The organism is Pedobacter heparinus, assembly GCF_032678725.1.
Lineage (GTDB): Bacteria > Bacteroidota > Bacteroidia > Sphingobacteriales > Sphingobacteriaceae > Pedobacter > Pedobacter heparinus_A.
Map to the genome: position 1 here is coordinate 129,822 of NZ_JAVTSC010000013.1, position 24,874 is coordinate 154,695.

The 24,874-nt window shown below is 44.0% G+C and carries 17 protein-coding genes; 9 read left to right on the forward strand and 8 right to left on the reverse strand.

What is annotated here, in order from left to right:
* The first annotated feature begins 4 nt into the window (after positions 1-4).
* The 8 genes from R2Q85_RS18920 (at position 5) to R2Q85_RS18955 (ending at position 11,835) form a co-directional block, all read left to right on the forward strand.
* Complete coding sequence (locus R2Q85_RS18920) at positions 5-1,504, forward strand: GH3 auxin-responsive promoter family protein (protein ID WP_316813356.1); 1,500 nt, start codon at positions 5-7, stop codon at positions 1,502-1,504.
* The gene (locus tag R2Q85_RS18925) at positions 1,501-2,652 is read left to right on the forward strand and encodes a 1-deoxy-D-xylulose-5-phosphate reductoisomerase (RefSeq protein ID WP_316813357.1); all 1,152 of its coding nucleotides are present in this window, start codon (positions 1,501-1,503) and stop codon (positions 2,650-2,652) included. The genes R2Q85_RS18920 and R2Q85_RS18925 overlap by 4 nt, the downstream gene beginning before the upstream one ends.
* Before the next feature lie 36 nt (positions 2,653-2,688).
* Positions 2,689-4,023 carry an RIP metalloprotease RseP gene (gene rseP, locus R2Q85_RS18930; protein WP_316813358.1) on the forward strand — a complete coding sequence of 445 codons (1,335 nt, stop codon included), beginning with the start codon at positions 2,689-2,691 and terminating at the stop codon, positions 4,021-4,023.
* Between the two features lie 4 nt (positions 4,024-4,027).
* Positions 4,028-4,570 carry a Fe-S protein assembly co-chaperone HscB gene (gene hscB, locus R2Q85_RS18935; RefSeq protein ID WP_316813359.1) on the forward strand — a complete coding sequence of 181 codons (543 nt, stop codon included), beginning with the start codon at positions 4,028-4,030 and terminating at the stop codon, positions 4,568-4,570.
* Positions 4,571-4,675: 105 nt separating this feature from the next.
* Positions 4,676-5,251, forward strand: a complete 576-nt coding sequence (locus R2Q85_RS18940; RefSeq protein ID WP_316813360.1) for an RNA polymerase sigma factor — start codon at positions 4,676-4,678, stop codon at positions 5,249-5,251.
* A gap of 153 nt (positions 5,252-5,404) precedes the next feature.
* The gene (locus R2Q85_RS18945) at positions 5,405-6,550 is read left to right on the forward strand and encodes a FecR family protein (protein ID WP_316813361.1); all 1,146 of its coding nucleotides are present in this window, start codon (positions 5,405-5,407) and stop codon (positions 6,548-6,550) included.
* A gap of 177 nt (positions 6,551-6,727) precedes the next feature.
* Positions 6,728-10,087: a TonB-dependent receptor gene (locus R2Q85_RS18950; protein ID WP_316813362.1), complete on the forward strand. Its 3,360-nt coding sequence runs from the start codon at positions 6,728-6,730 to the stop codon at positions 10,085-10,087.
* A gap of 11 nt (positions 10,088-10,098) precedes the next feature.
* Positions 10,099-11,835, forward strand: coding sequence for a RagB/SusD family nutrient uptake outer membrane protein (locus R2Q85_RS18955; protein WP_316813363.1), 1,737 nt, complete (start codon positions 10,099-10,101; stop codon positions 11,833-11,835).
* Between the two features lie 47 nt (positions 11,836-11,882).
* Here the strand turns inward: R2Q85_RS18955 and msrA are convergent, their stop codons facing one another.
* The 8 genes from msrA to R2Q85_RS18995 all read right to left on the reverse strand — a co-directional run bounded on the left by msrA (position 11,883) and on the right by R2Q85_RS18995 (position 24,289).
* Positions 11,883-12,371 (reverse strand): peptide-methionine (S)-S-oxide reductase MsrA, encoded by a 489-nt coding sequence (gene msrA, locus R2Q85_RS18960; RefSeq protein WP_316813364.1) that lies wholly within the window; start codon positions 12,369-12,371, stop codon positions 11,883-11,885.
* A 24-nt stretch (positions 12,372-12,395) separates the two neighbouring features.
* Complete coding sequence (locus tag R2Q85_RS18965; RefSeq protein ID WP_316813365.1) at positions 12,396-14,606, reverse strand: alpha-N-acetylglucosaminidase; 2,211 nt, start codon at positions 14,604-14,606, stop codon at positions 12,396-12,398.
* 1 nt (position 14,607) lies between these two features.
* The gene (locus R2Q85_RS18970) at positions 14,608-15,414 is read right to left on the reverse strand and encodes an endonuclease/exonuclease/phosphatase family protein (protein WP_316813366.1); all 807 of its coding nucleotides are present in this window, start codon (positions 15,412-15,414) and stop codon (positions 14,608-14,610) included.
* A 75-nt stretch (positions 15,415-15,489) separates the two neighbouring features.
* Positions 15,490-17,067 carry a DUF5689 domain-containing protein gene (locus R2Q85_RS18975; RefSeq protein WP_316813367.1) on the reverse strand — a complete coding sequence of 526 codons (1,578 nt, stop codon included), beginning with the start codon at positions 17,065-17,067 and terminating at the stop codon, positions 15,490-15,492.
* A 37-nt stretch (positions 17,068-17,104) separates the two neighbouring features.
* Positions 17,105-18,661 carry a SusD/RagB family nutrient-binding outer membrane lipoprotein gene (locus R2Q85_RS18980; RefSeq protein WP_316813368.1) on the reverse strand — a complete coding sequence of 519 codons (1,557 nt, stop codon included), beginning with the start codon at positions 18,659-18,661 and terminating at the stop codon, positions 17,105-17,107.
* Between the two features lie 7 nt (positions 18,662-18,668).
* Positions 18,669-22,178: a SusC/RagA family TonB-linked outer membrane protein gene (locus R2Q85_RS18985; protein ID WP_316813369.1), complete on the reverse strand. Its 3,510-nt coding sequence runs from the start codon at positions 22,176-22,178 to the stop codon at positions 18,669-18,671.
* Between the two features lie 217 nt (positions 22,179-22,395).
* The gene (locus R2Q85_RS18990) at positions 22,396-23,571 is read right to left on the reverse strand and encodes a FecR family protein (protein ID WP_316813370.1); all 1,176 of its coding nucleotides are present in this window, start codon (positions 23,569-23,571) and stop codon (positions 22,396-22,398) included.
* 109 nt (positions 23,572-23,680) lie between these two features.
* Positions 23,681-24,289, reverse strand: a complete 609-nt coding sequence (locus tag R2Q85_RS18995) for an RNA polymerase sigma-70 factor (protein ID WP_316813371.1) — start codon at positions 24,287-24,289, stop codon at positions 23,681-23,683.
* A 168-nt stretch (positions 24,290-24,457) separates the two neighbouring features.
* Here R2Q85_RS18995 and R2Q85_RS19000 point away from each other — a divergent pair, with 168 nt between their 5' ends.
* On the forward strand, positions 24,458-24,823 hold the full coding sequence (locus R2Q85_RS19000) for a VOC family protein (protein WP_316813372.1): 366 nt from the start codon (positions 24,458-24,460) through the stop codon (positions 24,821-24,823).
* Positions 24,824-24,874 lie beyond the last annotated feature (51 nt).

The window sequence follows — 24,874 nt, forward strand, 5'->3', positions numbered from 1 at the left end:
TATTATGGGATTAAAAGCGGCATTAAGCAAACCATTTGCTGCCTTTGTAGTAAAGGGTATCGAGAAATGGAAAAAAAATGCAGTGAAGGCGCAGCAGGATACGCTCCTTAATATTGTTGCTGCTGCAAAGAACACTGCTTTTGGAAAAGACCATAAATTTGCCGGGATAAAGAATTATGCGGACTTTAAAAAACAGGTTCCTATACGGGATTATGAAGAACTGAGGCCGTATATTGACCGGGTTGTTGCCGGAGAAAAAGATGTCATGTGGAGGGGTAAACCCCAATATTTTGCCAAAACATCCGGTACCACATCGGGTATTAAATACATTCCCATTTCGAAGGAGTCTATGCCGGAGCACATCAAAGCAGCGCGCAATGCCCTGTTAACCTATGTGCATGAAACGGGGAAGGTACGGTTCATTGACGGCAAGATGATCTTTTTACAGGGCAGCCCGGTGATGACAAAAAAGAACGGGATCAATGTAGGACGTTTGTCTGGCATTGTGGCGAACCTGGTTCCTGCTTATCTACAAAAAAACCGTTTGCCCGCTTACCAGACCAATTGCATCGAAGACTGGGAAGAAAAAGTGGATGCGATCGTAGCGGAAACGATCAGCGAGGATATGACCTTGATTTCGGGTATTCCGCCCTGGGTGCAGATGTATTTTGACCGGCTTCAGCAGCGTTCCGGCGGTAAAAAGATCAAAGACATTTTCCCGAATTTTGAACTGTTTGTTTACGGGGGGGTAAATTTTGAACCTTACCGGGCCAGGATTGAAACGAGTATAGGCCGTAAGATTGATTCGATTGAGACTTATCCTGCATCGGAAGGCTTTATTGCTTACCAGGACAGGCAGGGGGATAAGGGTTTGCTGCTGCTGGCAGATGCGGGCATGTTTTATGAGTTTATTCCTGCTGATGAGTTTTATAATGATCACCCCAGCCGTTTGAGTTTGGCTGAGGTAGTACTGGATACCAATTATGTGCTGGTTTTGAATACCAATGCGGGGCTTTGGGGCTATGTGATTGGGGATACCATTAAGTTTGTTTCTAAAGATCCTTACAAAATTGTGGTAACGGGACGGATCAAACATTTTATATCGGCCTTTGGGGAACATGTGATCGGGGAGGAAGTAGAGCATGCCTTGCTTTCTGTTGCCAATGAAGAGGGGGTTGGCATTACTGAATTTACGGTTGCCCCGCAGGTAAGTCCGCCTGCCGGCGAACTGCCCTATCACGAATGGTTTGTAGAATTTGCTAACTTGCCCGAAGACATGGCAGCCTTTAGTAAAAAGGTGGATGAAGCATTACAAAAGAAGAATATTTACTATTTTGACTTGATTGAAGGGAAAATATTGCAACCTTTGGTCATCCGTTCTTTACAAAAAGATGCGTTTGTAAGCTATATGAGGACACAAGGGAAGTTGGGTGGACAAAATAAGGTTCCCCGCCTGGCCAATGACAGGAAGATTGCGGATGATTTAACTAGTTTTATAAATTGAAAAATATATCCATTTTAGGGGCTACAGGTTCTGTTGGTACCCAGGCTTTAGCGGTAGTAGCGAGTAATCCGGACCTGTACCGGGTGCTGGCACTAACGGCGCAGTCTAATGCTGAACTGCTGATTGAACAGGCCTTGATGTTCAAGCCTGTACTGGTGGTCATTACCGATGAGCGTAAATATCGGGAAGTGCAAACTGCGCTCCTGGGCACGGGTATAAAAGTTTTGGCCGGAGCAGCTGCTTTGTGTGAAGCTGCGGTTTTGGAAGGCGTGGACATGGTGCTTACTGCGCTTGTTGGCTCGGTTGGCTTAAGGCCAACTATTGAGGCCATAAGAGCCGGTAAAGACATCGGTTTAGCCAATAAGGAAACACTGGTGGTTGCCGGCGACCTGATTACACGGCTGGCCACAGAAAAAGGGGTAAAGATTGTTCCGGTTGATTCGGAGCATTCTGCCATTTTTCAATGCCTGGTAGGTGAAAGTGGGAATGCAATTGAAAAAATATACCTTACCGCTTCTGGCGGACCATTCAGGGGCAAGGACCCTGCTTTTTTGAAAGGAGTGACTAAAGTGGAGGCGCTGAAACATCCCAATTGGGTAATGGGGGCCAAGATTACGATTGATTCGGCTTCTTTGATGAATAAGGGCCTGGAAGTGATAGAGGCCAAATGGTTGTTTGGGCTGGAGGCAGACCAGATTGACGTGATCGTACATCCGCAATCTATTGTACATTCATTGGTTCAGTTTAATGATGGCTCGATGAAAGCACAGATGGGTTTACCCGATATGAAACTGCCCATTCACTATGCTTTGGCTTATCCGGACAGAATAAGCAGTGATTTTAAGCGTTTCAACTTTGTGGATTATCCGGAACTGAACTTTTACCAGGCAGATGCCAAGACTTTCAGAAACCTTGGCCTGGCTTATGCTGCCCTGCGCAAAGGAGGCAATATGCCGTGTATTATCAATGCAGCCAATGAAGTGGTGGTAGACGCGTTTTTACAGGACAGGATTGGATTTTTGCAAATGAGCGATGTGATAGAGGAATGTATGGGCAGTATTGACTTTATTGAAAGCCCGAGCCTGAATAATTATTTAGAAACGGATGAGTATACGCGTATATTAGCAGACCAATTGGTAACAAAATAGAATTTTTACATCTAAATAGAACATTAAAATAAAAATATGAGTGGATTGATTATGGCGGCCCAGTTACTTCTGGGATTATCAATATTGGTAATTTTACATGAGTTGGGACATTTTTTGGCGGCACGTGCCTTTGGGATTAAAGTAGAGAAATTTTACCTGTTCTTTGATGCCTGGGGCGTGAAGCTGTTTAGCTTTAAAAAAGGCGATTGTGAATATGGCATAGGCTGGCTGCCCCTGGGTGGTTATGTGAAGATAGCAGGGATGATTGACGAATCTATGGATACCGAGCAGATGAAACAGCCTGCCCAGCCCTGGGAATTCAGGTCTAAACCAGCCTGGCAGCGTTTGATTGTGATGCTTGGTGGTGTTTTTGTAAATATTGTGGTGGGTATTTTCATTTTCTGGATGCTGACCTTTAAATATGGAGAAACTTATATTGCCAATAGTTCTGTGCTGAGCGGGATAAATCCTGGCAGCATTGGCAGGGAGATTGGCCTGCAAAAAGGGGATAGGGTAATTGCAGTGAACGGGAATAAGGTGATCCGCTTTGAGGAGCTGATGAGCTCTAAAGTTTTACTGGGCAATACCAACCTGACAGTGGTGCGTGGTGATAAAACAATTGACATTAAAGTGCCCGATAATATATTAAACAAAGTTTCTGATCTGGGAATTGAGGAATTTATCAGCCGTAAGCCTTTGCTTAGCCCAACTATTGATAGTGTGCCCCCGGGCCTGCCTGCAGCTAAAGCTGGTTTAAAGGTTGGTGACCGGATTGTTTCGGTACATAGTAAACCGGTAAAATATGATGAGGATGTTAAAGCTGAACTGACCAGGTTTAAAGGCAAAACTGTTGATTTTAAAGTGAACAGGGCCGGACAATTACTGGATATCAATGTAGCCCTGGATACTGCAGGAAAGATGGGTGTTTTATTTAACGCCAATGAAATCAAGGAAGAAACCATCAAATATGGTTTTTTTGCGGCATTGCCTGTTGGGGCAAACCAGGCCTGGAAAACATTTAGTGACAATGCCAAGGGCATATGGAAAGTGCTTACGGGCAAGATTAAGGCCAATAAGGCCTTTTCCGGCCCGGTTGAAATTGCCCGTAAGGTTTATGGCGGAGAATGGATCTGGGCAAGGTTTTGGGCTTCTACAGGATTTATTTCCATTGCGCTTGCATTTATGAACTTATTGCCTATTCCCGCACTGGATGGTGGCCATGTGGTATTCCTGATCATTGAAATGATCAAAGGAAAACCACTGGGAGACAAATTTATGGAACGTGCACAGATTGTGGGTTTTGTAATGCTGTTGTCGCTGATGGTATTTGTACTCGGGAATGACATCTTTAAGGCATTCTTCAGGCATTAAAGGAATGATTGATTATTTCGGCTTTTATGGCTTGCCGCTCAGTTTTAACCCTGACCCGGCGCTGATCAAACAGCAGTTCTATGCCTGGAGTAAAAAATACCATCCGGATTTTTATATCAATGAAAGCGCGGAGAAACAGGCGGAGGTGCTGGAACTAAGTACCCTGAACAACAAGGCCTACCAGGTATTGAGTGATCCGCAAAAGCGGTTGCATTATATCCTGGAACTAAAAGGGCTTTTGAAAGAAGGAGAGCACTATGTATTGCCGCAAAGCTTTTTAATGGAGATGATGGACGTAAATGAGCGGCTGATGGACCTGCAGTTTGATCCCGACCCGGTACAGCTCAGGGCTTTAAAAGAAGAAGTTGCGGGGATTGAAAAGAAAATAGCTGATGATATTTTAAAGCAGACCGGTAGTTTTGAAGTACTGGATACTGCTGCACAGGAACAGGTTCTTCTGGTTATCAAAGACTTGTATTACCGCAATAAATATTTAATCCGCATCAGGGAAAGCATCCATAAAGCAGGGCGCGATAAGCAGGCTTAAATTTCAAATGCTATTTTTTTTGTAAAAATTCTGATAGATTAAAAACTTAATGTTATATTTATTCCTACGATACGGTAACGTACCCAAGTTACCAAAAGGAATGATATGACCAGCCTTGACGATAAAAAAATACTGGAAGATTTAAATGCCGGAAACTACCAGGCCTTTACGTTGCTGTATGAAAAATATTGGGAAACGCTTTTCCTTTATGTTCAGCGCATTATCCATAATGAAAGTGAAGCCAAGGACATTATCCAGGATACTTTTTTAACGATCTGGAACCTTAAAGGGAAGTTGGGGCATGTCCATTCCTTTAAAGCTTATGCATTAACCATTGCAGGTCGTAAGGCCCTTCGTTATATCCGGGCCCATGTTCAGGAAACAGCATTGACAGAAAGTTTTATCGCTTTTCTAAAAGATGCTGAACCAAATGCCTTAGACCAGCTGATCAAAAATGAGCTGGCCCGGTTTGTGGAACAGGAAATTGATAAACTGCCGGAAAGAATGCGGGAAACCTATAAGAAAAGCAGGGATGAAGGCTTGTCTAACCGGGAAATTGCGGCTATAATGGAGGTGAGCGATCAGACCGTTAAAAAACAGCTCAACTATTCTTTGCGGCATTTGCGGCTGAGCCTTTCTAAGTTCCATGCTTTGCTGGCCATTTATTTCTTATTACACTAAGCAATTGATATGCTTTTTCGTGCTGGATTCCTATTCTGAAGCCTTTTTTATATTTTTTTAAAAAAGCTATACCCCCAAACTCCATTAAATGACTCTTTAGTAAAGAGATCGGTGATGTGACGGATCTGAAAGATTTTGCATTAAAAACAGGATATGAATAAAGAGAGCATAAATGCGCTCGTAGAGAAGTATTTGAACGGCACAAGCAGCGAAGAAGAAACTGTTTGGGTGGAAAAATGGCTTGATGAACGCTCCAAAAAAAGTGGATGGGACTGGAGGGATGAAAGACATCAAAAAGAAGTACAAAAAGAGATCTTTAAAAGGATAGATGATGAGCTCAGTGGTTTTCGGCCCCTTAAGCGAAACCGCTTCCTACCGGTTTACTTGCTGACTGCCGCAGCTGTATTGCTGATTGGCCTGGTGGTGGGTCTTTGGTTTTTACCGGGGCAGAAAGCAAATCAGGAACTGTCGTATGCGACTGGTAAACCCGTAAAACCGGGAACGAAGGCGGCTACTTTACAACTGGGAAACGGGGAGGTCATTTACCTGGATGATAAAGCAACTGGTGTATTGAATCATTCGGACGATGTACGCATTAGTAAAATGGCGGGTGGCATCATTCAATACAATGCGCTGAAAAGCATTTCTTCGGATAAGATAGTTGAAAATACATTGTCTATTCCAAGGGGCGGACAATACCAGATTACACTTTCGGATGGGACCAATGTTTGGTTAAACTCAGAAACAAAGCTAATTTATCCAAACCGGTTTACAGGTAAGGAAAGAAGGGTGAAGGTTGTTGGTGAAGCGTATTTTGATGTTGCAAAAAATGTGGACCATCCATTTATTGTAGGAATTGAGGGGATGGATATCCGGGTTACGGGTACAGAATTTAATGTTTCTGCTTATAAAGTATTTGAAACTGCAACTACTTTAATTGAGGGTAGCGTAGAGATCCATAGCCAGCGTAAATTGAAGATGAAACTCAGCCCTGGCCAGCAGGCGTACCAGATGGCGGGCAAACCGGAAATTGGAAAACGGTTGGTGGATGTAAACACGGTTATCTCCTGGAAAAAAGGTTATTTCTCTTTCGATTATCTAAGTCTGGAGGAAGTGATGAATGAAATTTCCCGTTGGTATGATATCGATTATAAGATTGTCGGGAAAGCTACGAAGCAGGAAAAACTGGGTGGTACCTTTTCCAGGGAAAAGAGCATAGATGAGTTGTTGACTTATATAGAACAATTGGTTGATGTGAAAATTGTAAGAAAAGAAAGGAGCGTTACGATTATGTATTAGAAGCTTACTAAAAAACAAAAGCCTTTTGTGTTGCAGCACAGCAGGCTTCTGAAAATGTTCAGAGAACATTTTTCGGCTTAATAAACGTCGTTATTCATTTTTTTAAACCATATACAAATGTATGAAAATTTTAGGGTAAGCGCCCCAGCTTTTTGGAAGCGCTATTTAAAACAGCTTATGATGTTAAAGCTAATGTTATTGATGAGTTTGGTTTTTGCGTTTTCCGCAAATGCGAGCCCCGCATTGGCCCAGCGGGCAAGCATCCATGTAGTGCAGAAGCCACTCAAAGAAGTGTTCAGATTGCTGAAGGAGCAAACGGATGTAGACTTTTTGTTTACGGAAAGCCAGCTGAGAAATACCAGACCTGTAAGTATAAATGTGAAACAAGAGCAGCTGAAAGCTATTCTGGAACTCTGCTTTGAAGGGCAGGGCTTAAGTTATTCGCTGAATGGCAATACGGTGATCGTAAAAAAGGAGAACAAGGTTCCTGTCCTGGTCAATGTGCAGCAGCGTACGGTTACAGGTATCGTGACAGATGAGAAGGGAACATCGATACCAGGTGTAAACATTGAAGTAAAGGGTACCAACAAACGTGCAGTAACCGGCAGTGACGGAAAGTATTCCATAACTATAGATCAGGACAACGCAGTGCTTGTTTTCAGCTTTATGGGTATGACCAGCCAGGAAGTAAAAGTGGCTGGCGGTAACGTGATCAATGTGGAGCTGAAGGCAGCGGCTTCGGATTTGAGCGAAGTGGTTGTGGTAGGTTATGGTACGCAAAAGAAAGTAAACCTGACCGGTGCGGTAGCTTCCATTGATATTTCTAAAGTTGCAGAGACCAGGCCAATTACCAATGTCTCGTCTATGCTGACCGGCCTTGCACCTGGCTTATATGTAAAATCGGGAAATGCCGATCCGGGCGGCAATGCTTCATTACTCATCAGGGGCCAGGGAACTTTGAACAATTCTGCTCCTTTGGTGATCATTGATGGCGTGGAAGGGGACATTTCTAGAGTTTCCCCTCAGGACATTTCTTCTGTTTCGGTATTGAAAGATGCTTCTTCGGCAGCAATTTATGGATCGCGGGCAGCAAATGGGGTACTGTTGATTACTACCAAGCAAGGCGTAAAAGGCAAGTTCTCCATCAGTTACGATGGCTATGCCACCAGGCAGTCGGTAGGGCACCTGATGCCGCTGGTTGACAACAGCGTGGAATACATGGAACTGTTAAATGAAGCTGCAAAAAATTCGGCAGTAGCACCGGTGTTTACCGAGGCGAACATCCAGAAATGGCGGGACAATGCAGGGGGCGATCCGCTGCTCTGGCCAAATACCAACTGGGCTGACGGACTGTTCAGGGATGTTACGGCTATAAACCATAACGTTTCTGTATCGGGAGGTACGGATAAATTGACCTCTTTTATGTCGTTCAACTATGCCAATAATCCTGGAATGATAGAAAACACCGGTTTTCAGCGGTACAGTCTGCGGTCTAATACGCAATTACAGGCTACAACCTGGTTAAAAGTGGGCATGAATTTAAACGGAACTTATTCTACAAAAGACAGGGGAAGTCAGAACCTGGACGGTATGTTCATCAATTCTATCCTGGCAGTTCCTACAGTGGTTCCCCGACATCCGGACGGCAGGTTTGGCGGGACAAATAACGCCGAGGAAAACTCGGTTGCCCTTTCTCCCATTTTTTATGTGAATATGCTGGACGGCTCCAATAAGACGAATACCCTGGTCAGCAGGTTTTATGTAAACGTGAACCCGCTGGAGGGCCTTAACATCAATGCTTCTTATAACTACAACCTGTTTGATAATAAGATCACCACTGTTCCGACTCAAAATGACCGCTGGAATTTCCAGACCAATACCATCCTTGTGCCTGGCGCTGTGCCCCTTTATGTGCAGAAACAGAACATCAACAATGTCAGGAACTTTATGGATTTCGACGCATCCTATGAAAAAACGGTGCTGGATAAGCTGAACATAAAGCTGATGGTTGGCGGAAGCCAGGAAAGGTATGTTGCTGAGAATTTGTCGGTTATCAAGCAAGGGTTGATTGATGAGAACCTTACGCAACTTGACGGCGCCACCGGTGTGGCTACGGCCACGGGTACATTGGCCGGAGACTGGGCCATGCACTCTTATTTCGGAAGATTAAACATGGCCTGGGATTCCAGGTACTTATTGGAACTGAATATGAGAAGAGACGGATCATCGAGGTTTACACCGGCCAACCGCTGGGGTAATTTCCCTTCGGCCTCCGTTGGCTGGAGGATCTCTGAAGAGGAATTCATGAAATCCCTGAAAGCATCCTGGTTAAATGATTTAAAACTCAGGGCTTCTTATGGTGCTTTAGGTAATAATGCTGTAGGTGATTATGAGTCTATTTCTGTGTTAAGTTCATTGTTATATAGTTTTAACAATGCGCCTGTGAACGGTTTTTATCAAACCAGGTTTCCGAATCTGGCTTTGGCATGGGAATCAACCTATGTGACCAATTTAGGTCTTGATTTTAGCCTTTTCAGCAACCGTTTGTCGGGTAATGTAGATGCATACAATAAACTGACCAAGAACATATTGATCAGCTTGCCTGCTCCATTGGTGAACGGTACCATTTCTATACCGCCGCAAAATAGTGCCGAAGTGCAAAACAGAGGGATAGAGCTGGGTTTAAACTGGAAAGATAAAATTGGGGAGCTTGGTTATTTTATTGGTACCAATTTCACTTTTAATACCAATAAAGTGCTGAAATTTAAAGGCAATGAATATTCGCTTTCGGGAACTTCAATGATTAAGGAAGGCTTACCCATCAATACCCAGTATGTGCTACTGGTGGATAGAATTGTGCAAACGGATGCTGATGTACAATTGATAGCGGATAGAATAGCCAATGCACCTTTTGATCCTGCAGATCCGGAAACTGACCCCGCAAAAAAAAGAAGGCTTAATGCTTTTCCTTATGGAAAACCGGAACTGGGCGATTTCCTGTTTAAAGATGTGAACGGCGATGGAATTGTGGATGATAACGATAGGGCGAATGTAGGAAAGGGTTCCAATCCGCAGTTTTTCTATAGTTTCACTATAGGCGCGAATTATAAAGGTTTTGATTTTTCAGCTATGCTTGATGGCGTAGGGGGAATAAAGAGCTATTTCCAGAACGATTATTACAATCCTGTGCTGAGATGGTCCCGGATCATCAATCAGGAAATAGCCGATGGAAGATGGTATCCCGGACGTCCTACAACCGCTACATACCCACGGGTACTTTTGAATGACAACAGAAATATCCGTTCCAGCGACTTCTGGGTACAGGACATGTCATTTTTAAAGATCAGGAACATCCAGCTGGGCTATTCACTGCAATCTAATGTATTGTCAAAGCTCAAAGCCTCCAAGATCCGGTTTTACGCTACACTGGAAAATTATTTCACATTTACCAAGTATAAAGGTTTAGATCCGGAAGTATCCGGTATGGCTTATCCGAATGTAAAACAGGCTGTGTTTGGAATGAATTTAACTTTTTAAAGAACCATCAGATGAAAAAGAATATATATATACTGGCCGTTTTGTTTGTGCTGTCTTCAGCGGTATTGCCTGGCTGTTATAAGCTGGATGTAGCCCCACAGGATAAACTGAATACAGACCTGTTCTGGAAAACCCCGGCACAGGCCAGGCAGGCAATTGCTGCAGTTTATGCCGCGCTGAACCTGGGCGAAACCTACAATAAGTTTTTTGGCATGGATTGCCTTTCTGACATTGGCATTGGTTATGATGGAGCAGGTTATACGGAAATCAGTAACGGTTCCTGGACCTCACGTACCGGTTATGTAACGGACAGGTGGTCGCACAGCTACGAAGGTGTGTCAAGGGCCAATAAAGTAATGAGAAATATTGCCGCATCCAGCCTTGATGATGCGCTGAAGTCGCAGATCACAGCAGAGGCAAAATTTCTGCGTGCGCTGTTCTATAATTTTTTACTCACGCATTTTGGTGGTGTGCCTTTATACGATGAAACCACGGATTACGATAAAGATTATATGAACCTTAAAAAACCGAGAGCAACTGCCCAGGAGACGCGGGACTTTATTTTAAAGGATTTAACAGATGCCATCAGTATCCTGCCGGCTAAACAAGCCCCGGCCGAGAACGGCAGGGCAACCAAAGGTGCAGCCTATGCGCTTAGGGGAAAGGTTTACCTGTACAATAAACAATATGACCTGGCTGCTAAGGATTTCGAAGAAATTGTACTTGATCCGACTGGAAAAGGCTATGGATACCAGTTGTATCCGGACTATGCGGGTCTGTTCTTACCTGGGGGAGACGAAAGCAGTGAGATGATCTTTGCAATTCAGACGTATTCGGAAGTAGGTTTTCTTGCCGGTATGCCTTATGCCCATTATATGGGTTCTAATGCAACTTTAGGTACCAGCTGGAATAACGTAATGCCTTCTGTTGAGCTGGTGGACAGCTATGAGACCAAGGATGGCCACCCTTTTAACTGGGACAATTACATTCCAGGTTATAACGGCAGCAAAACGGTAAGAGAAGAAACTTTGAAAGCTACTTTATCAGCCGATTTTAAAACGGTAGCGGCTTATCCTAAAAACAAGAGCCAGTTGCTGGCCATGTATGAGGACAGAGATCCGAGGATGAAACAGACCATCATTTTGCCGTATACCAATTACCTGGGATTTATAGGAAACGTGAATAAAATGACAGAGTTTGTTTACAATCCGAATGTGGCAACTGTAAATGGCTTTATTGTCATCAACCGATATAAGAGCAATTACCTGTACCTGTTCAGGAAATTTGTTCCTGAAGGGGATATGGGTGGTAAATTGCCGCCAAACAACAGGGACCATGTGCCCATTAATTTCCCGGTCATCAGGTATGCAGATGTCTTGCTGATGCTTGCCGAATGCTACAATGAGGCTGGAAATGTGAATGATGCAGTGAAGTATATCAATATGGTCCGTAAAAGGCCTTCTACCAATATGCCTGGCATCAACAGCGGCCCGGCCTGGCTGGAAGCGAGAGATCATGATGCCGTATTTAAGCGGATCATGCACGAACGTGCGGTTGAGTTTCCTGCAGAAGGTTTAAGGTATTATGACCTGATCAGGTGGAAGTTGGCGAAAGGTTTGATGAACAAGGATGTCAAAGATGCTTTAGATAATAAAATTTATACCGCTAAATTTGAGGATAAACATTATTTATGGCCAATTCCAGGAGTGGAAACAGACAGAAACCCCAGTCTGACCCCAAACTGGTAAACCCTTTAATTATGCGGGTGTCTGACAGATCAGACACCCGTTTTTTTTTACAATTTCCAATCCGGCCTTTCAAAATGGCAGGTATAACCATAAGGTTGCTTCTGCAGGTAATTTTGGTGTTCTTCTTCGGCCTCCCAGAAATCAGTTGCAGGTACCACCTCTGTTACAATTGGTCCTGGCCATATGCCGGAAGCTTCCATTTCTGCAATTAAAGTTTTAGCAGTTTCCTGCTGTGTTTCGTCCAAATAGAAAATAGCCGAACGATAAGATGTACCGATATCATTTCCCTGCCTGTTCCTTGTGCTTGGGTCATGGATCTGGAAAAAATATTCCAGCAGTTTACGATAGGACAATTGTGCCGGATCAAAAACAATGGATATGCCTTCTGCATGTGTCCCGTGGTTCCGGTAGGTTGCATTGGGAACATCACCGCCGGTGTAGCCAACTACGGTTGAAATCACACCAGGATAGTGCCTGATCAATTCTTCTACTCCCCAAAAACAACCGCCTGCCAGTATAGCTTTTTCTGTATTCATATCGTTGCATTTAATGGAACAAAATTACGGCTTATTGGGATACATTTTTTTAAATTGCCCTATATATTTTTGATAAAGGGTGTTTGCCACCTTAATTTCATCACCAGTGGGTTTTTCGGTAAACAGGTCATTTTTATTTACCCATTCCCATTCCCAGCGTTTCATTTTTTCTTCAAAGGCTTTCTGGTCCAGCTTTGCACCTGCGCTAAGCTGCTGGTTTGCATAGCTGAAGAACTGCTGCCAGCGCGGTTTGTAAAAAGAAGAGATCAGGCCAGACCATTGCCTGCAGGAATACTCATTCAAACTGCTGTTCTGATCGCCCCAAAGGGTAATCAGGTTACGGGCATTTCTTTCATACAGTTTTTTTTCTGCTGCAGTACTGCCCATTCTTTTGGCATCATTGAGCCATTTGCCCAGCAAAAAGTCCTGACGGGTAGCTAAAAGGTAATCCACATCATCCATTACGGCCAGAAAATCCCTGCTCAGCTGCTTAAATTTTTTGCTGTCTTTTTCCTGGTAGGCCTGCGCAAACTGTCGCTGCAGGGTGTCGGCATAGTTGACCAGCACCTGCCGGGTCACGTCAACCAGATCATATTTAAATCCTTCTGTATTCAAAGTTTGGGCCGCTTTGATCAGGGCTTCCCATGCCGGGATCAGTGATGCCGGTTTATAATTCTTTTTTGGGCGTGTGCCACGGGTGCTTTCGGCGAGGGTAGGTCTTCCGGTAAGGATAGATTCCGGGCCTCCGGGCAGCAGGCCGCCGGTGTAAACCGTTTGATGCAAAATAGCCCAGGCTTGTTCTGCCCATACATTTTTCTGGCCATAACGCTGTTGGCTGTAGTCTTTTAGCCAGCTGGTTACGTTAATGGGCTGATCTGTCCAGATGTTGTCCAGCATTAGCTGGTACATCACCGGGTTCTGTTCAATGGCCTCGGGTGTAAGGCCAATACCCAGCATGTTGCCTGCATTTACAGCTTGCTTTGCTTTAACCGGGGCTGTGGCAACTTCATCCATGCGGCCATATAAACTGATGTTGCCTCCGAAATTGTGCAGCATATTCCAGATCCAGGGTTTTCCGTAGTAGGCAGCGGTGCGTTGCCATACCGGATAGTTTTCGCTCCAGAGGTCGAGCACAATCATTTTGTCATTGGGGATGGCATTGAGCAAAGCTTTGATCTGCGTTGGCTTCCAGAATTTTTCGCCATGGTGAAACAGCCATCCCTGCATCACCCAGGTAGCTTCGGGATCGGCAAGGGCCATAGACTGGTAAACTTTTTTGCTCACATTGCTCAAGTACAGGGAATCGTCAGTTGGTGGCGTGTTTTCATTAAACGTATCGGCAGTATATAAGTGATTAGTGCCGAATGTTTTCACTTCTTCTTCAATAAAGCGCCTGCCGATCCTGGTAAACAGCTCGTCATCAGGATCTAAAATGTAAACGGAAGGAAAGGTGGTCCAATTGGTCTTTTTGAGCTTTGCTTTCGGGAACTTGTCTTTAAAAGCAGGAGGGACATGACCGGTAAAAGCCGGCAGGATAGGGCTCATACCAAAGGAACGCTCGCGTTCCAGTATCTTTTTTTGCAATGCTTCATGGGCCTGCATCTGGCTTTGCGGAAGGGGGCCTCCCCAGCCATCAATATTGCCCATGTAAAACCAGTTGAAATAAGCCGGCCCGGTAAAAAAACTTTCCAGCTCTTTATCGGTAAAGCCCAGTTCTTTATACACCCGGCTCCATACGGCATTCTGACCGGTAATGGCCAGGGGCATATTGATGCCATTTAGCGCCATAAAATCAATTTCCCATTGCCAGCGCTCCCAGTCCCACCAGCTCATGGAGTAATTGAAGGTACAGTAGTTCAGGTAATACCGGTACTTGTAGGGCGATGTTTTACTGGTTTTGGTATTTACCGGGGGCAATTTTGCAGGCAAATTGAGGTTGGATCCATTCCATGAAACCAGGCAGTTGGCATAATGCCGTAAGTAATGGTTTAATGCACTGGCTATGGAAATGTTGTTATTGCCACGCAGTGCAATTTTCCCATTTTTGCTTTCCAGCTCAAAAATATCGTTGCCATTAGCCGCTGCAGGAATATAACTGATCTCAAAATCAGCAGCATGGCTTTTAACGATCCGTTTAAGGAAGGCCTGGGCTGCTTCGGGATCGGGGTTTGCATAGGCAGCAGGCGCCAGCAAAAAAAAGGACAGAAAACTTAAAATCAGATAGCTGAAGCGCATATTATTTGGCTAAGTTAAAAATTGCAACTACCGGGCGATGATCTGATGCATAAGTTTCAGCAATCACCTGATAGTCCAGCATAGGCCATTTTAAATTTTTGGTGGCAATAAAATCTATGGTGCGGCGCGGATTGATCTGGGGTGAGGTAGCCGGGCAGTTTTCTATACAGGTACGTTTAAACTGTGCATCCAGTAAATTAATCACTTCCGAACCTGCAACGCTGTTTAAATCGCCACAAAGGATTACAGGGAGTGCCATGTTTTCAAATTCTTTCAGGATGCCCTGCATCTGAACGATGCGGTTCTCGTGTGTTTTGGTAGCATCCAGATGGGTGTTTGCAACTATAACTTTCTGTTTACCTATTTTTAGGCTTGCATAACCGAGTATGCGTTTTTCAGCAAGGATTTGCTGCGGAAGCGGAACCAGTTTTACCTCCTGCAGCTTGTACCTGCTCAATATAGCAATGCCATAATCGCCGCCATCGTAGTCAATGGCTTTAAAAAAATGATAATGAAGCCCTGTTTTTTCAGCAAGTGCTTTGGCCTCATTGACCTTTCCGCTACGGTTAACCCCTGTTTCTACTTCCTGCAATGCCACCACATCTGCTTTGGATTCGGTGATTACCCGGGCAATGGCGTCCAGATCAATCAGATCGGGCTTAGATGGCGGGTTGGCATGGTGGATGTTATAACTCATGATGCGCAATACCTTTGCATTTTTATCAGCAGGTTTTGTTTGCGCATTTCCCTCGGTCAGGAAGTTCAGTTGCAGAAAAAGGGCAATCAGGAAAAATGTAGTTCTGGTCATTTTATGTTTTATTGAAAGGTGCTCCCCTTTTTTTGGGGAAGCACCGGGTTATAATACTGTTGTTAAATATACGGCTTACTCTACAACTTTAGTTGGGGCCAGACCTGGGATAGTGCCGCTTGATACAGGGAATTCTTTTTCCAGCTCATCAAGTACTGAGGTGATTTCTAAATCTACCCTGTTTTGTGATCTTGCTGTTACCCAGCGTCCGAGACGGATGTTGTACACGCCGCCCAGCTTATAGAAGAAACCTGCATTTGTTGGTGCCGGACGGCTTAAACAAATGGTGTTTGAGCCTTGCTTATACAAAGGCTGCGGCACTAAGGTAACAGGGTTTATGATATCATACCAATCGGTGTTGGCAATACGTAAACCAGCTTCTTGCGCCAGGTTGTAAATTGCACCGTTTGGACCCGTAATGATCACGTCTATCGGGACTGTATTTTTGGTAACCGTAAGGCCTTCGAATACCGCAATGCCATCTGCAAATGCGCTGGTTCCGTTTAACAACAAATCAGCATTGATGTCGCCAAGACCATCACCTGCCGAGCTTCCGGTATTTTTAGCTACGATCCATTTGCCATTTGCAATGCTGGTAGAGCCAACTCCGTTAATTAATTTGTTGGAATTTCCACCTACATAAAAGTATTGCCCCTTGGCTACCGTTCCTGTTTTTAGATCAAATTTGTAGGAACGTCTGCCACCTGTAGCCCAGCCATTAACAGGTACACCAGTTGGCTGATAAGCAGAATTGGTATTGTGGGTGACCACACAATATGGTGTCACAGCGAAATTAATATCCTGTGTGGCCAAAAATTGGATGTATTCGCCATTGGTAGATGGTGTGCCTTCTGGCATGGCCAGAAATCCGGAAATAACAATGGCCGCTTTTGTAACTGTAGAACTCAATAAAATGATGTCCTGGGGTCTGCGTATGCGTAAATGAGGGGCATAGTTATCATCTGTACCTTTTGTATATTCTACTACACCAAAGAAATTGGCCATACCGGGTAAAGATGTGCCGGCAAAAGTTGCTGCTGCTTCGGTATGTAAGGTGAAATTACCGAAACCGTCATTTACCAATTTATCGCCACTATAAGTATCGGTTGGTGCTGGTATAGGATCAAAACCACCTTTTACAAGAACCACTTCAGTACTTTCGTATTTATCGGGATTAGCCAGAATGTAACTGCTGGGAACCCGGTTAACCGGAATGGTTTTACCTGAAGCAACTTTAACCACAGCTGAAGCATTTACCCCTGTAACCTGCAGTAATCCGTCGATACGTTTCATAACACCACCAACCAGGTTTACAGTCACCGAATCGCCGGGAACATAATTTGAGGCGTCAGCGCCAATATTAATGGCGATACCTCTAAGCTCGTTTAACCTCCACTTGTTTTGCACCATTAGCAAGCCGGCGGTCATATTTTTACCACTATGGTCTGAAACAACCACACCAGTAACGCCTGTTGAGCCAAGCATAGATTCTTTTGTAAGGGGATAATCAGCTCCTTTATAAAAGCTCCTTAAATCGTAAATGGCTATATGCGGATTCACTTCTGCACCAGGAAAATTTCCTGTTTTATCGCAGCCAGCTAAAAAAAACAAAGCTGAAAACAGCAATGAAATATTGAGTATTAACCTTTTCATCGTCATAAATATTTTAAAATAGATTAAATCTTATTGATTAAGGTTTTTGCCACCAGACCAAAGTATTCATATCATCACCTCCCATATTGGCCACTGCTTTACTATAGTTGGTTGGATTGGCTGATTGTATGTAAACCGGATAGTTCATTCTGGCCGGCATTTTCCCGCCGTTTTTCAGGCCTTCACCTTTAGGCAAGATCGGATGCCCTGTACGACGGTGCTCAAACCATTGCTGAAAATCGGTAAGGAAAAGGCTGTAATATTTTTGGATATGGATCCGCTCCATTTTACTGTCTCCTGTGCTGGCATCCAGTGGCAAGCTGTTGTTCCATGCAATACCTGCATTGGTGATATAGCTGGTGAACTGTGCCCCCGAGATATTTGTACTGAAGTTTGGCACCCAATAATTAATTGCATTTGCAATGCCTGTATGATAGAATGTTTCAGCAGAGCCCGAAATCCAGCCTTTGGCGGCAGCTTCTGCATATATAAACTGTAATTCTGCATAAGTCATAATGATGCCCGTCAGGGGGCTTTTCTGTAAAGAAAATTCAGAGTTGCCGAAAGAATAAAAATAGGCCTGCTTAAGTTCTCCGCTGCCTGGCTCGTAACCGCTGTCGATGCCAATAAAACCACCGGAACCTGGTGCTATGCCCAGCCTGTTACGCGCATTAGCCCCGTATGTTGCGCCGATGTCTATCCGTGGATCTTTCCAGTGATCCAGCTTCAGGATAAAGAAATTACACATAGAAGGGATGGTAAAATCATTTTCACGTAAGCTGATCGCATAAGGATTGGTATAAGGATCTGTAGTGGTAGTTGTTCCATTCCATTTTAACACAGCTGATTCAGCATTTGAGGCAAATACCGGATATTTTGAGGGGTTGGTATCTACCATTTCTTTGATCTTGGCGATCATGGTGGCGGCTACTTCCTGTTTTCCGGATAAACGCAACAACAGGCGCAGGTGTAAACTGTTGCAGAACTTACGCCAAAGTGCAATATCACCTTTGTAAACCGGATCACTTGCGGCTTCAATAGCAACATTCCCTGTCAGCAAAGCATTCGCTTCTTCTAATTTGCCCAGTAAAGCTGTGTAAATTTCCTGCTGAGGGTCAAAAACAGGTGCTACCAAACCTGATTTTCCCTGATTGGCCTCTTTAAAGGGCACATCGCCATAGGTATCGGTAAGTAAAGAAAAAACCCAGGCTTCGCATACCAGTGAAATGCCTTTATAGGAATTGTTCTGAGATTCGGGCCTGGAAGCGATCTCATAGATATCCCTGAAGTTAGTGAGTTCCGGATACCAGATATTCCAGGTATAATCTGCAATGTTTGGCCTGAAATTATATCTGAATACCGTAAAATCGTCTTCACTAAGGGTTACTGTTACCTGCATCAGTTCGTTATTAAAATTACGGTTACGCGTCAGGTTACCTGTTAAAACGTTTACCAATGCCGGCGCCAGCAGCTGATCAGCTGAAGCGCTGATGATGTTGATCGGGTCAGTATTTTCGCGGTCAAATCCTTTATCGCAGGCAACAAGGCCCGATATAAATGAAAAAAGGATAAGGATGTATATTGTTGTTTTCATTGCTATGTTAATTAATACCTATCACTAAATTAAAACCATAAGTACGGGTAGATGGGAACTGTCCGATCTCAAATCCCTGTACAATATCGGTACCGCTCAAAGTACCAAACTCCGGATCGAACATTGGCCAGTTAGACCAGATCACCAGGTTACGTCCATAGACACCTATAGTTGCCCTGGATATTTTTATTGATTTTAGAATTGACTTAGGCAGTGTATAATCAAACCTCGCTTCCCTGAATTTGATGAAATCTGTTTTATAGGTTGCACCTTCGCCGTTAAGGGTTCCCATAGCCGTATTGTAGAACGAGGTAATGTCTGTAGCTATGGTCGTATTTGGGCTATACGTTCCGTTACCATTGTCCACGACACCCTTTCCGGTTATACCACTGTAACGACCAGGCAAGGTTGCCGAAAGTTTACCGAAATCGGCCAGGCGACCATGGGTATAGGAATGTGCTACACCTCCTTTTTGTGCATCAAACAGCACATTTAACCTGAACTGTTTATAGCTGAACTCGATGCCTATACTTGCTTTATATTTAGGAATGGTATTGCCCAGATAAACCGGGGTGCCTGACAATAGCGGGATCCCGGTAGTGGCGTTATAGATGATCTGCCCGTCCGGAGCACGTAAAAATCCTGTGCCATACATATCGCCCATGCTGCCACCAACCTTTGCGATGATTTGAGCCCCGCCCACTGCACTTGAACGCAACAATACAGTGGTATCGTTATTGGCTAAGGCAATGATCTTATTTTTATTGGTCGCAAAAGTCATAAAGGTTGTCCATTTAAAACTTTTGGTTTGTATAGGAGTGCCGTTAATGGCCACTTCTAAGCCAGAGTTATTGATCTGCCCGGCATTGATAATCTGACGGGAATAACCTGAAGAACGGTCAACAATACGTTCTAAAATCTGGTTTTTGGTATTTCCGGCGTAGGCTGCAATGTCAATACCCAGACGATTTTTAAACAGCTTAATGTCTGTGCCTATTTCATAGGCAGTAGTTTTTAGTGGTTGTAAATCGGGATTTGGTATGGTGGCCGGATTTTGCAGGGAACCATTTGGATAGGTTCCGTTAGCTGCCAAACCATATAAATAGGCGGTACGGTAAGGTACTGTACCGCCACTGCCCACCTGGGAAACAGAAAGTCTCAGCTTTGCAAAGCTGATGGCTTCAGGCAGTTTGAAATAATCGGAAGCAATAAAACTCAGGTTGGCGGATGGATAGAAGAAACCTGTGCTTTTCTCTCTGAATGGATTAGCCAGGGTACTGTTCCAATCCATACGGCTGGTTAAATCTAAATAAAGATAGTTTTTATAGGAAGCAGAGAATAGGCCATATACACTGTTCAGGGAGAAACGTGCAGTATCAGGAACATATATCAGGGGGTTTTCCGCATTGTCAAAGCTATAAACGTTTGGCTCCAGCAATCCATCGGCCCTGGTTTCGTTTTTGAAATAGCGGTTCTTCAGCATACTGCCACCAACGGTTGCCATGATATTAAAATCTTTGTTCAGTTGTTTATTGTATTTCAATAAAAAATCACCACTATATTCTTTAGAGATAATATCCTGTGTCCGGTATGAACCGGTAGCTAAGCGTGATGCTGTCCAGGGGCGTTTTTGCACCCGATCATCGCTGCTGCGGTCTAAAGTTGCCCGTACCTGCAAACTCAGTTCTTTGGTAAAGGCATAATTTAATTGTGCATTACCAGTGATGCCATTACGTTTTGAACCATTGATAAACTCATAAGAAATGGCATAAGGGTTTTCCGGTGATGCTGTAAAAACATCTTTAAGTTCTCTGTATTCTTTGCCATTTGTCCAGTAGTTACGCAGCCAGTTGATATCCGCATTTGGCACCCAAAACACATACCAGTACATGACAGATTGATTACCGTATCCCATGCCTGGTAAATTTTCGCTCTCCCTGTTGGTATAACCAGCTTTTACAGATAAGCTTAATTTTGAGGTTATTTTGCTGTTGGCCGAAAAAGAAACATTGGTACGTTTGTAACCTGTATTCGGGATGATCCACTCGTTGTCAGCATGTGTTGCAGAAATGCGGAAGCTTGTGTTTTTCTGCAGGTTTCCACTAAGACTGATGGAATTTGTAAAGGTTTTACCGGTTTCAAAAAACTCCCTGACCTGGTTGGTATAAGGAACCCAGGGCGTAGCTTGCGTAGCCGCAGTTTGAGTTACCGGATCGTACTGTACAAAAGACTGACCGTTAAACCTTGGGCCAAAAGCCAGACTGCTTGCGCTATTCACACCATATCCATAGGTGTCGGCCCCACTTTGGCCCTGCCCATATTCATATTGCAGATCCGGCCAGCGGTTGGGGGTTTCAAATGCCGCATTAGAACTTAGGGTTATGCTGATCGCGTTGCGTTTTGCGTTGCCCGATTTGGTAGTGATGATCACCGCACCATTGGCGCCACGCTGTCCGTATAATGCAGCGGCACCAGGGCCTTTAAGTACGGTAATGCTTTCAATATCTTCAGGATTAAGGTCGTTGATCCCACTTCCAAAATCGGTTGGCTGTATGCCATCTGTTGGTGCGGCGGCAGATCCTCCTGTGGCTGTTCTCCTGCCACTGCCATTATTGACGACCACTCCATCTATTACAATCAGGGCTTCGTTGTCGGCCCCTCCTGTGAGGTTGCTCTCGCCACGCAAAATAATCTTGTTTGAACCGGCGGGGCCTCCGTTTGACCTGACCATGTTTAAACCGGCAACTTTTCCCGAAAGGGCATCAATCCAGTTTCCAGCCGGTGCATTGGTGATCTGATTGCTGTCTATTTTAGTAATGGCATAGCCTAATGCTCTTTCTTCTCTCTTGATACCCAGTGCAGTAACTACTACTTCATTCAGTTTGCTGTCGGCAAGCGCCAATCTGATCGTAAGCTCACGGCTCTCTTTAGTCACTTTTAACGCTGTTACCTGGTAGCCCAAATAGGAAACCTCAAGTATTGCATTTTCTTCTACTCCCTTGAGCGTAAATTCGCCTTCGCTGTTTGTTGTGACTACACGGGTGCTGCCCTTAACCCTTACTGTGGCCCCATACATCGGCTGTCCGTTTTCATCCAGGACCTTGCCGCGGATATCAACTGCCTGAAATCGCGCAGCTAATTGCTCCAACAGGCTTTTTTCTTTTTGCCTGATGATGACTGTTTTGCTGTCAATAGAAAAGCGCAGCGGCTGGTTCCTGAAAACCTGTTCCAGTACTTCATCGAAGTTAAGTTCTTTAACGTTGATCGTTACAGGTACTGCTTCTTTTAAAACGCTTTCGGTGTAAATGAATTCATAACCGCTTTGTGCCCTGATTTCTTTAATTACTGCTTTTAAAGAAGCATTTGTTTTAGAAAGACTGATTTTTTGGGCCAGTGTTGAGGCACTGACCTGCATAAAGGATGCTATTAATATCACGGTGGTTAATCGCATAATCAGCAAAATTTTAAGGGCATACCATTCGGGCATGACCAGTTTCTTCGTATAAATTCTATACATTAGTACTTGTTTGGTTGAGCAGTATGCCTGTTGCCTCGAAAACAAAGGGCAGCTGCGGTTAATGGTTAATTTTTATTGACGTATACCGAACATTAACCAGAGGTGCTAGTAACACTTCTGGTTTTCTGGTTTTTACGGCTACCTGGGGCTTTGTCGTAAATCTTTTTTCATATGTTTAATTTTAAGTTTAACAATTTGTCCATTATTTATAGCTTATTTATTTTGATACCAGAATTTTCCGGCCCTCAATTTTAAAATGTGCCCCTCCCGTAGACTCCAATATCTTCAGCACCTGAGAAGCGTGATCAAAACGGGATACACCACCACCAAATTTCTCGGTTGGCATTTCTCCGGTATAAACCACATCTACGTCATACCAGCGGGCGATCATGCGCATGATGTACTGTATGTCATCGTTTTCAAAAAGAAACTTATTGTTCTTCCAGGCTATTGCCCGTTCGGTATCTACCCTGGCAACTGAGATGGAACGTTGATCAAGGGACGACTGATCACCCGGTTTTAACATTTTGGATCCCGGTTTGCCAGAGACTTTTACACTTCCCTGCAAAAGAGTAGTAGTGACCGTCTCCTCATCCGTATAGGCATTAACATTAAAATGTGTGCCCAATACTTCTATCTTTTGGCCTTCGGTTTCCACGATGAAAGGATGGGCCTTATCTTCGGCCACCTCAAAATAAGCTTCCCCCTCAAGTTTTACCCTGCGCTGAGGTTCATGTAAGCTGGTGGCATAAGTTAAACTTGAAGCCGCATTCATCCATACCCTGGATTTATCAGGTAAGGTAACCATATAGGTTTCGCCTTTAGCGGTACTCAGCTTATTGAGCTTACCGGGATCTCCTGAACCTTCTCCGATCTCATAAACCAACTGCCCCTCGGCAGTTTTGCTTACCCTGATGCCCGCTTCCCTGGCGATCTCGCCCTTTGCCGCATCAGCTAACCTGATCTTTTTTCCATTGGCCAGTGTTAATGTGGCACCGGTTTTCCCCGGAGCAACATCTTGCGACATTGTAAAGCCATTATTTGGTTCTGCATTTTTGGCATTAAAGAAATAAATGCCAAGTGCTGTTAAGGCCAATACAGCAGCTATGCCTGCAGCCATACGTGGCCATAACCGCATCGGGCTTCTCTTTGGTTTGGCATCGATTGTATCTGATATCCTGGCAAAGGATTGGTTTAAGATGCCCAGCAGTTCTGGTTTGTTGAGCAGCTGATCTGCGAGGGGGCTGTCTAAGCTATTTTCAATCAGCAGTAAAAAAGCCGCGCTGTCTGTTCCAGATTGCAGGTGTTCCAGAAATTGGCGTGCATCCGCTTCGCCCAACTCATTGTTAAGGTATTTATAAAAAGAGGTTTTTAGTTTTTCTAAATTTTCCAAGTCTTATCTGTTTCTTGCTAATACACCTGGAAAGTGGCGGACATCTGCTCCAAAAAAAAATAATTGCAAATATTTTTTTAATGTGCCTTAAACTGACGACGGGGGGGGGTCAGAGATTTTTTAAGAACAGTGAAATTACAGTTGCCGTGACTGCGGCCCCAAAAGAAGAATGCCGGTCTTTCAGGAACTTTGTCGCTTTAACAATATGATCGTTAATGGTAGAGGAAGAAATGCCCAGCAGTTTGCTTACCTCTATATAACTTTTGCCTTCAATCTTGCACAACTTGTAGATCTGTTTGCGCTGCGGGGGCAGCTCTTCAATGGCATTCAAAATAAACTGGTCGTTTTCCCGGCAGGCAATGGTCTCTTCAATATGGGTGTACAGCTCAGAATTTTCATGGGCCAGGTAAGCCTTCAGCTTTTTGTCCAGGTTTACCTTACGGATGAAATTGTATACAGTGAACTTGGAAATCTGGAACAAATAAGCTTTAAAAGCCTGGTCGGGATCAATCAGTTCCCGTTTTTCCCAAACTTTGATGAACACATCCTGCAGGATCTCCTGTGCATCGTCAACAGATTTGACCATTTTCAGGATATTCAGGTAAATCCTGGGACTATAAGTCTGGTAAATTTTTTCAAATGCGGGGCGGTCTCCCGATTTTAGTGCAATCAGTAGCTGAATTTCTGTTGAATGATTTACCCTTTCCTGATGCATCATGGATTCCCCTGTTTTTTTGCAAAAGAACTGATTCAATATTAACTAAATTTTCTCAAATTATTAACAAAGCATACTTAGGCTTTTAATGATGGACTGAGGCCGGGTAAAAAAACCATGAATTGTTTTTATATTTAATCTTTTAATGAAGTACTCAAAAAAGAACGAAAAATGGAACATCACGTCACATCAATCCGGCCCTTTATCGGCGCTAAAGATTTTGAACTTTCCAGGAATTTTTATCGTGACCTCGGTTTTGAGGAAACGGTGCTGACGGCTGATATGTCTGTTTTCAAAACGGCGGGCATTGCATTTTATCTGCAGGATGCTTATGTTAAGGATTGGATAGACAACACCATGATATTTTTGGAAGTGGATGATGTTGACCGCTATTGGAAGGAGCTTTCGGAACTAAACCTGCCTGGGAAATACGAAGCGGCCAGACTTGTTCCGGTCCGTGTGGAAGACTGGGGTAAAGAATGTTTCCTGCATGATCCATCGGGAGTTCTCTGGCACTTCGGTCAGTTTTTTAATTGAGATAGCTATCATTTGCTGTGCTGAAAATGATTATATTTGAGTAAAACCTAG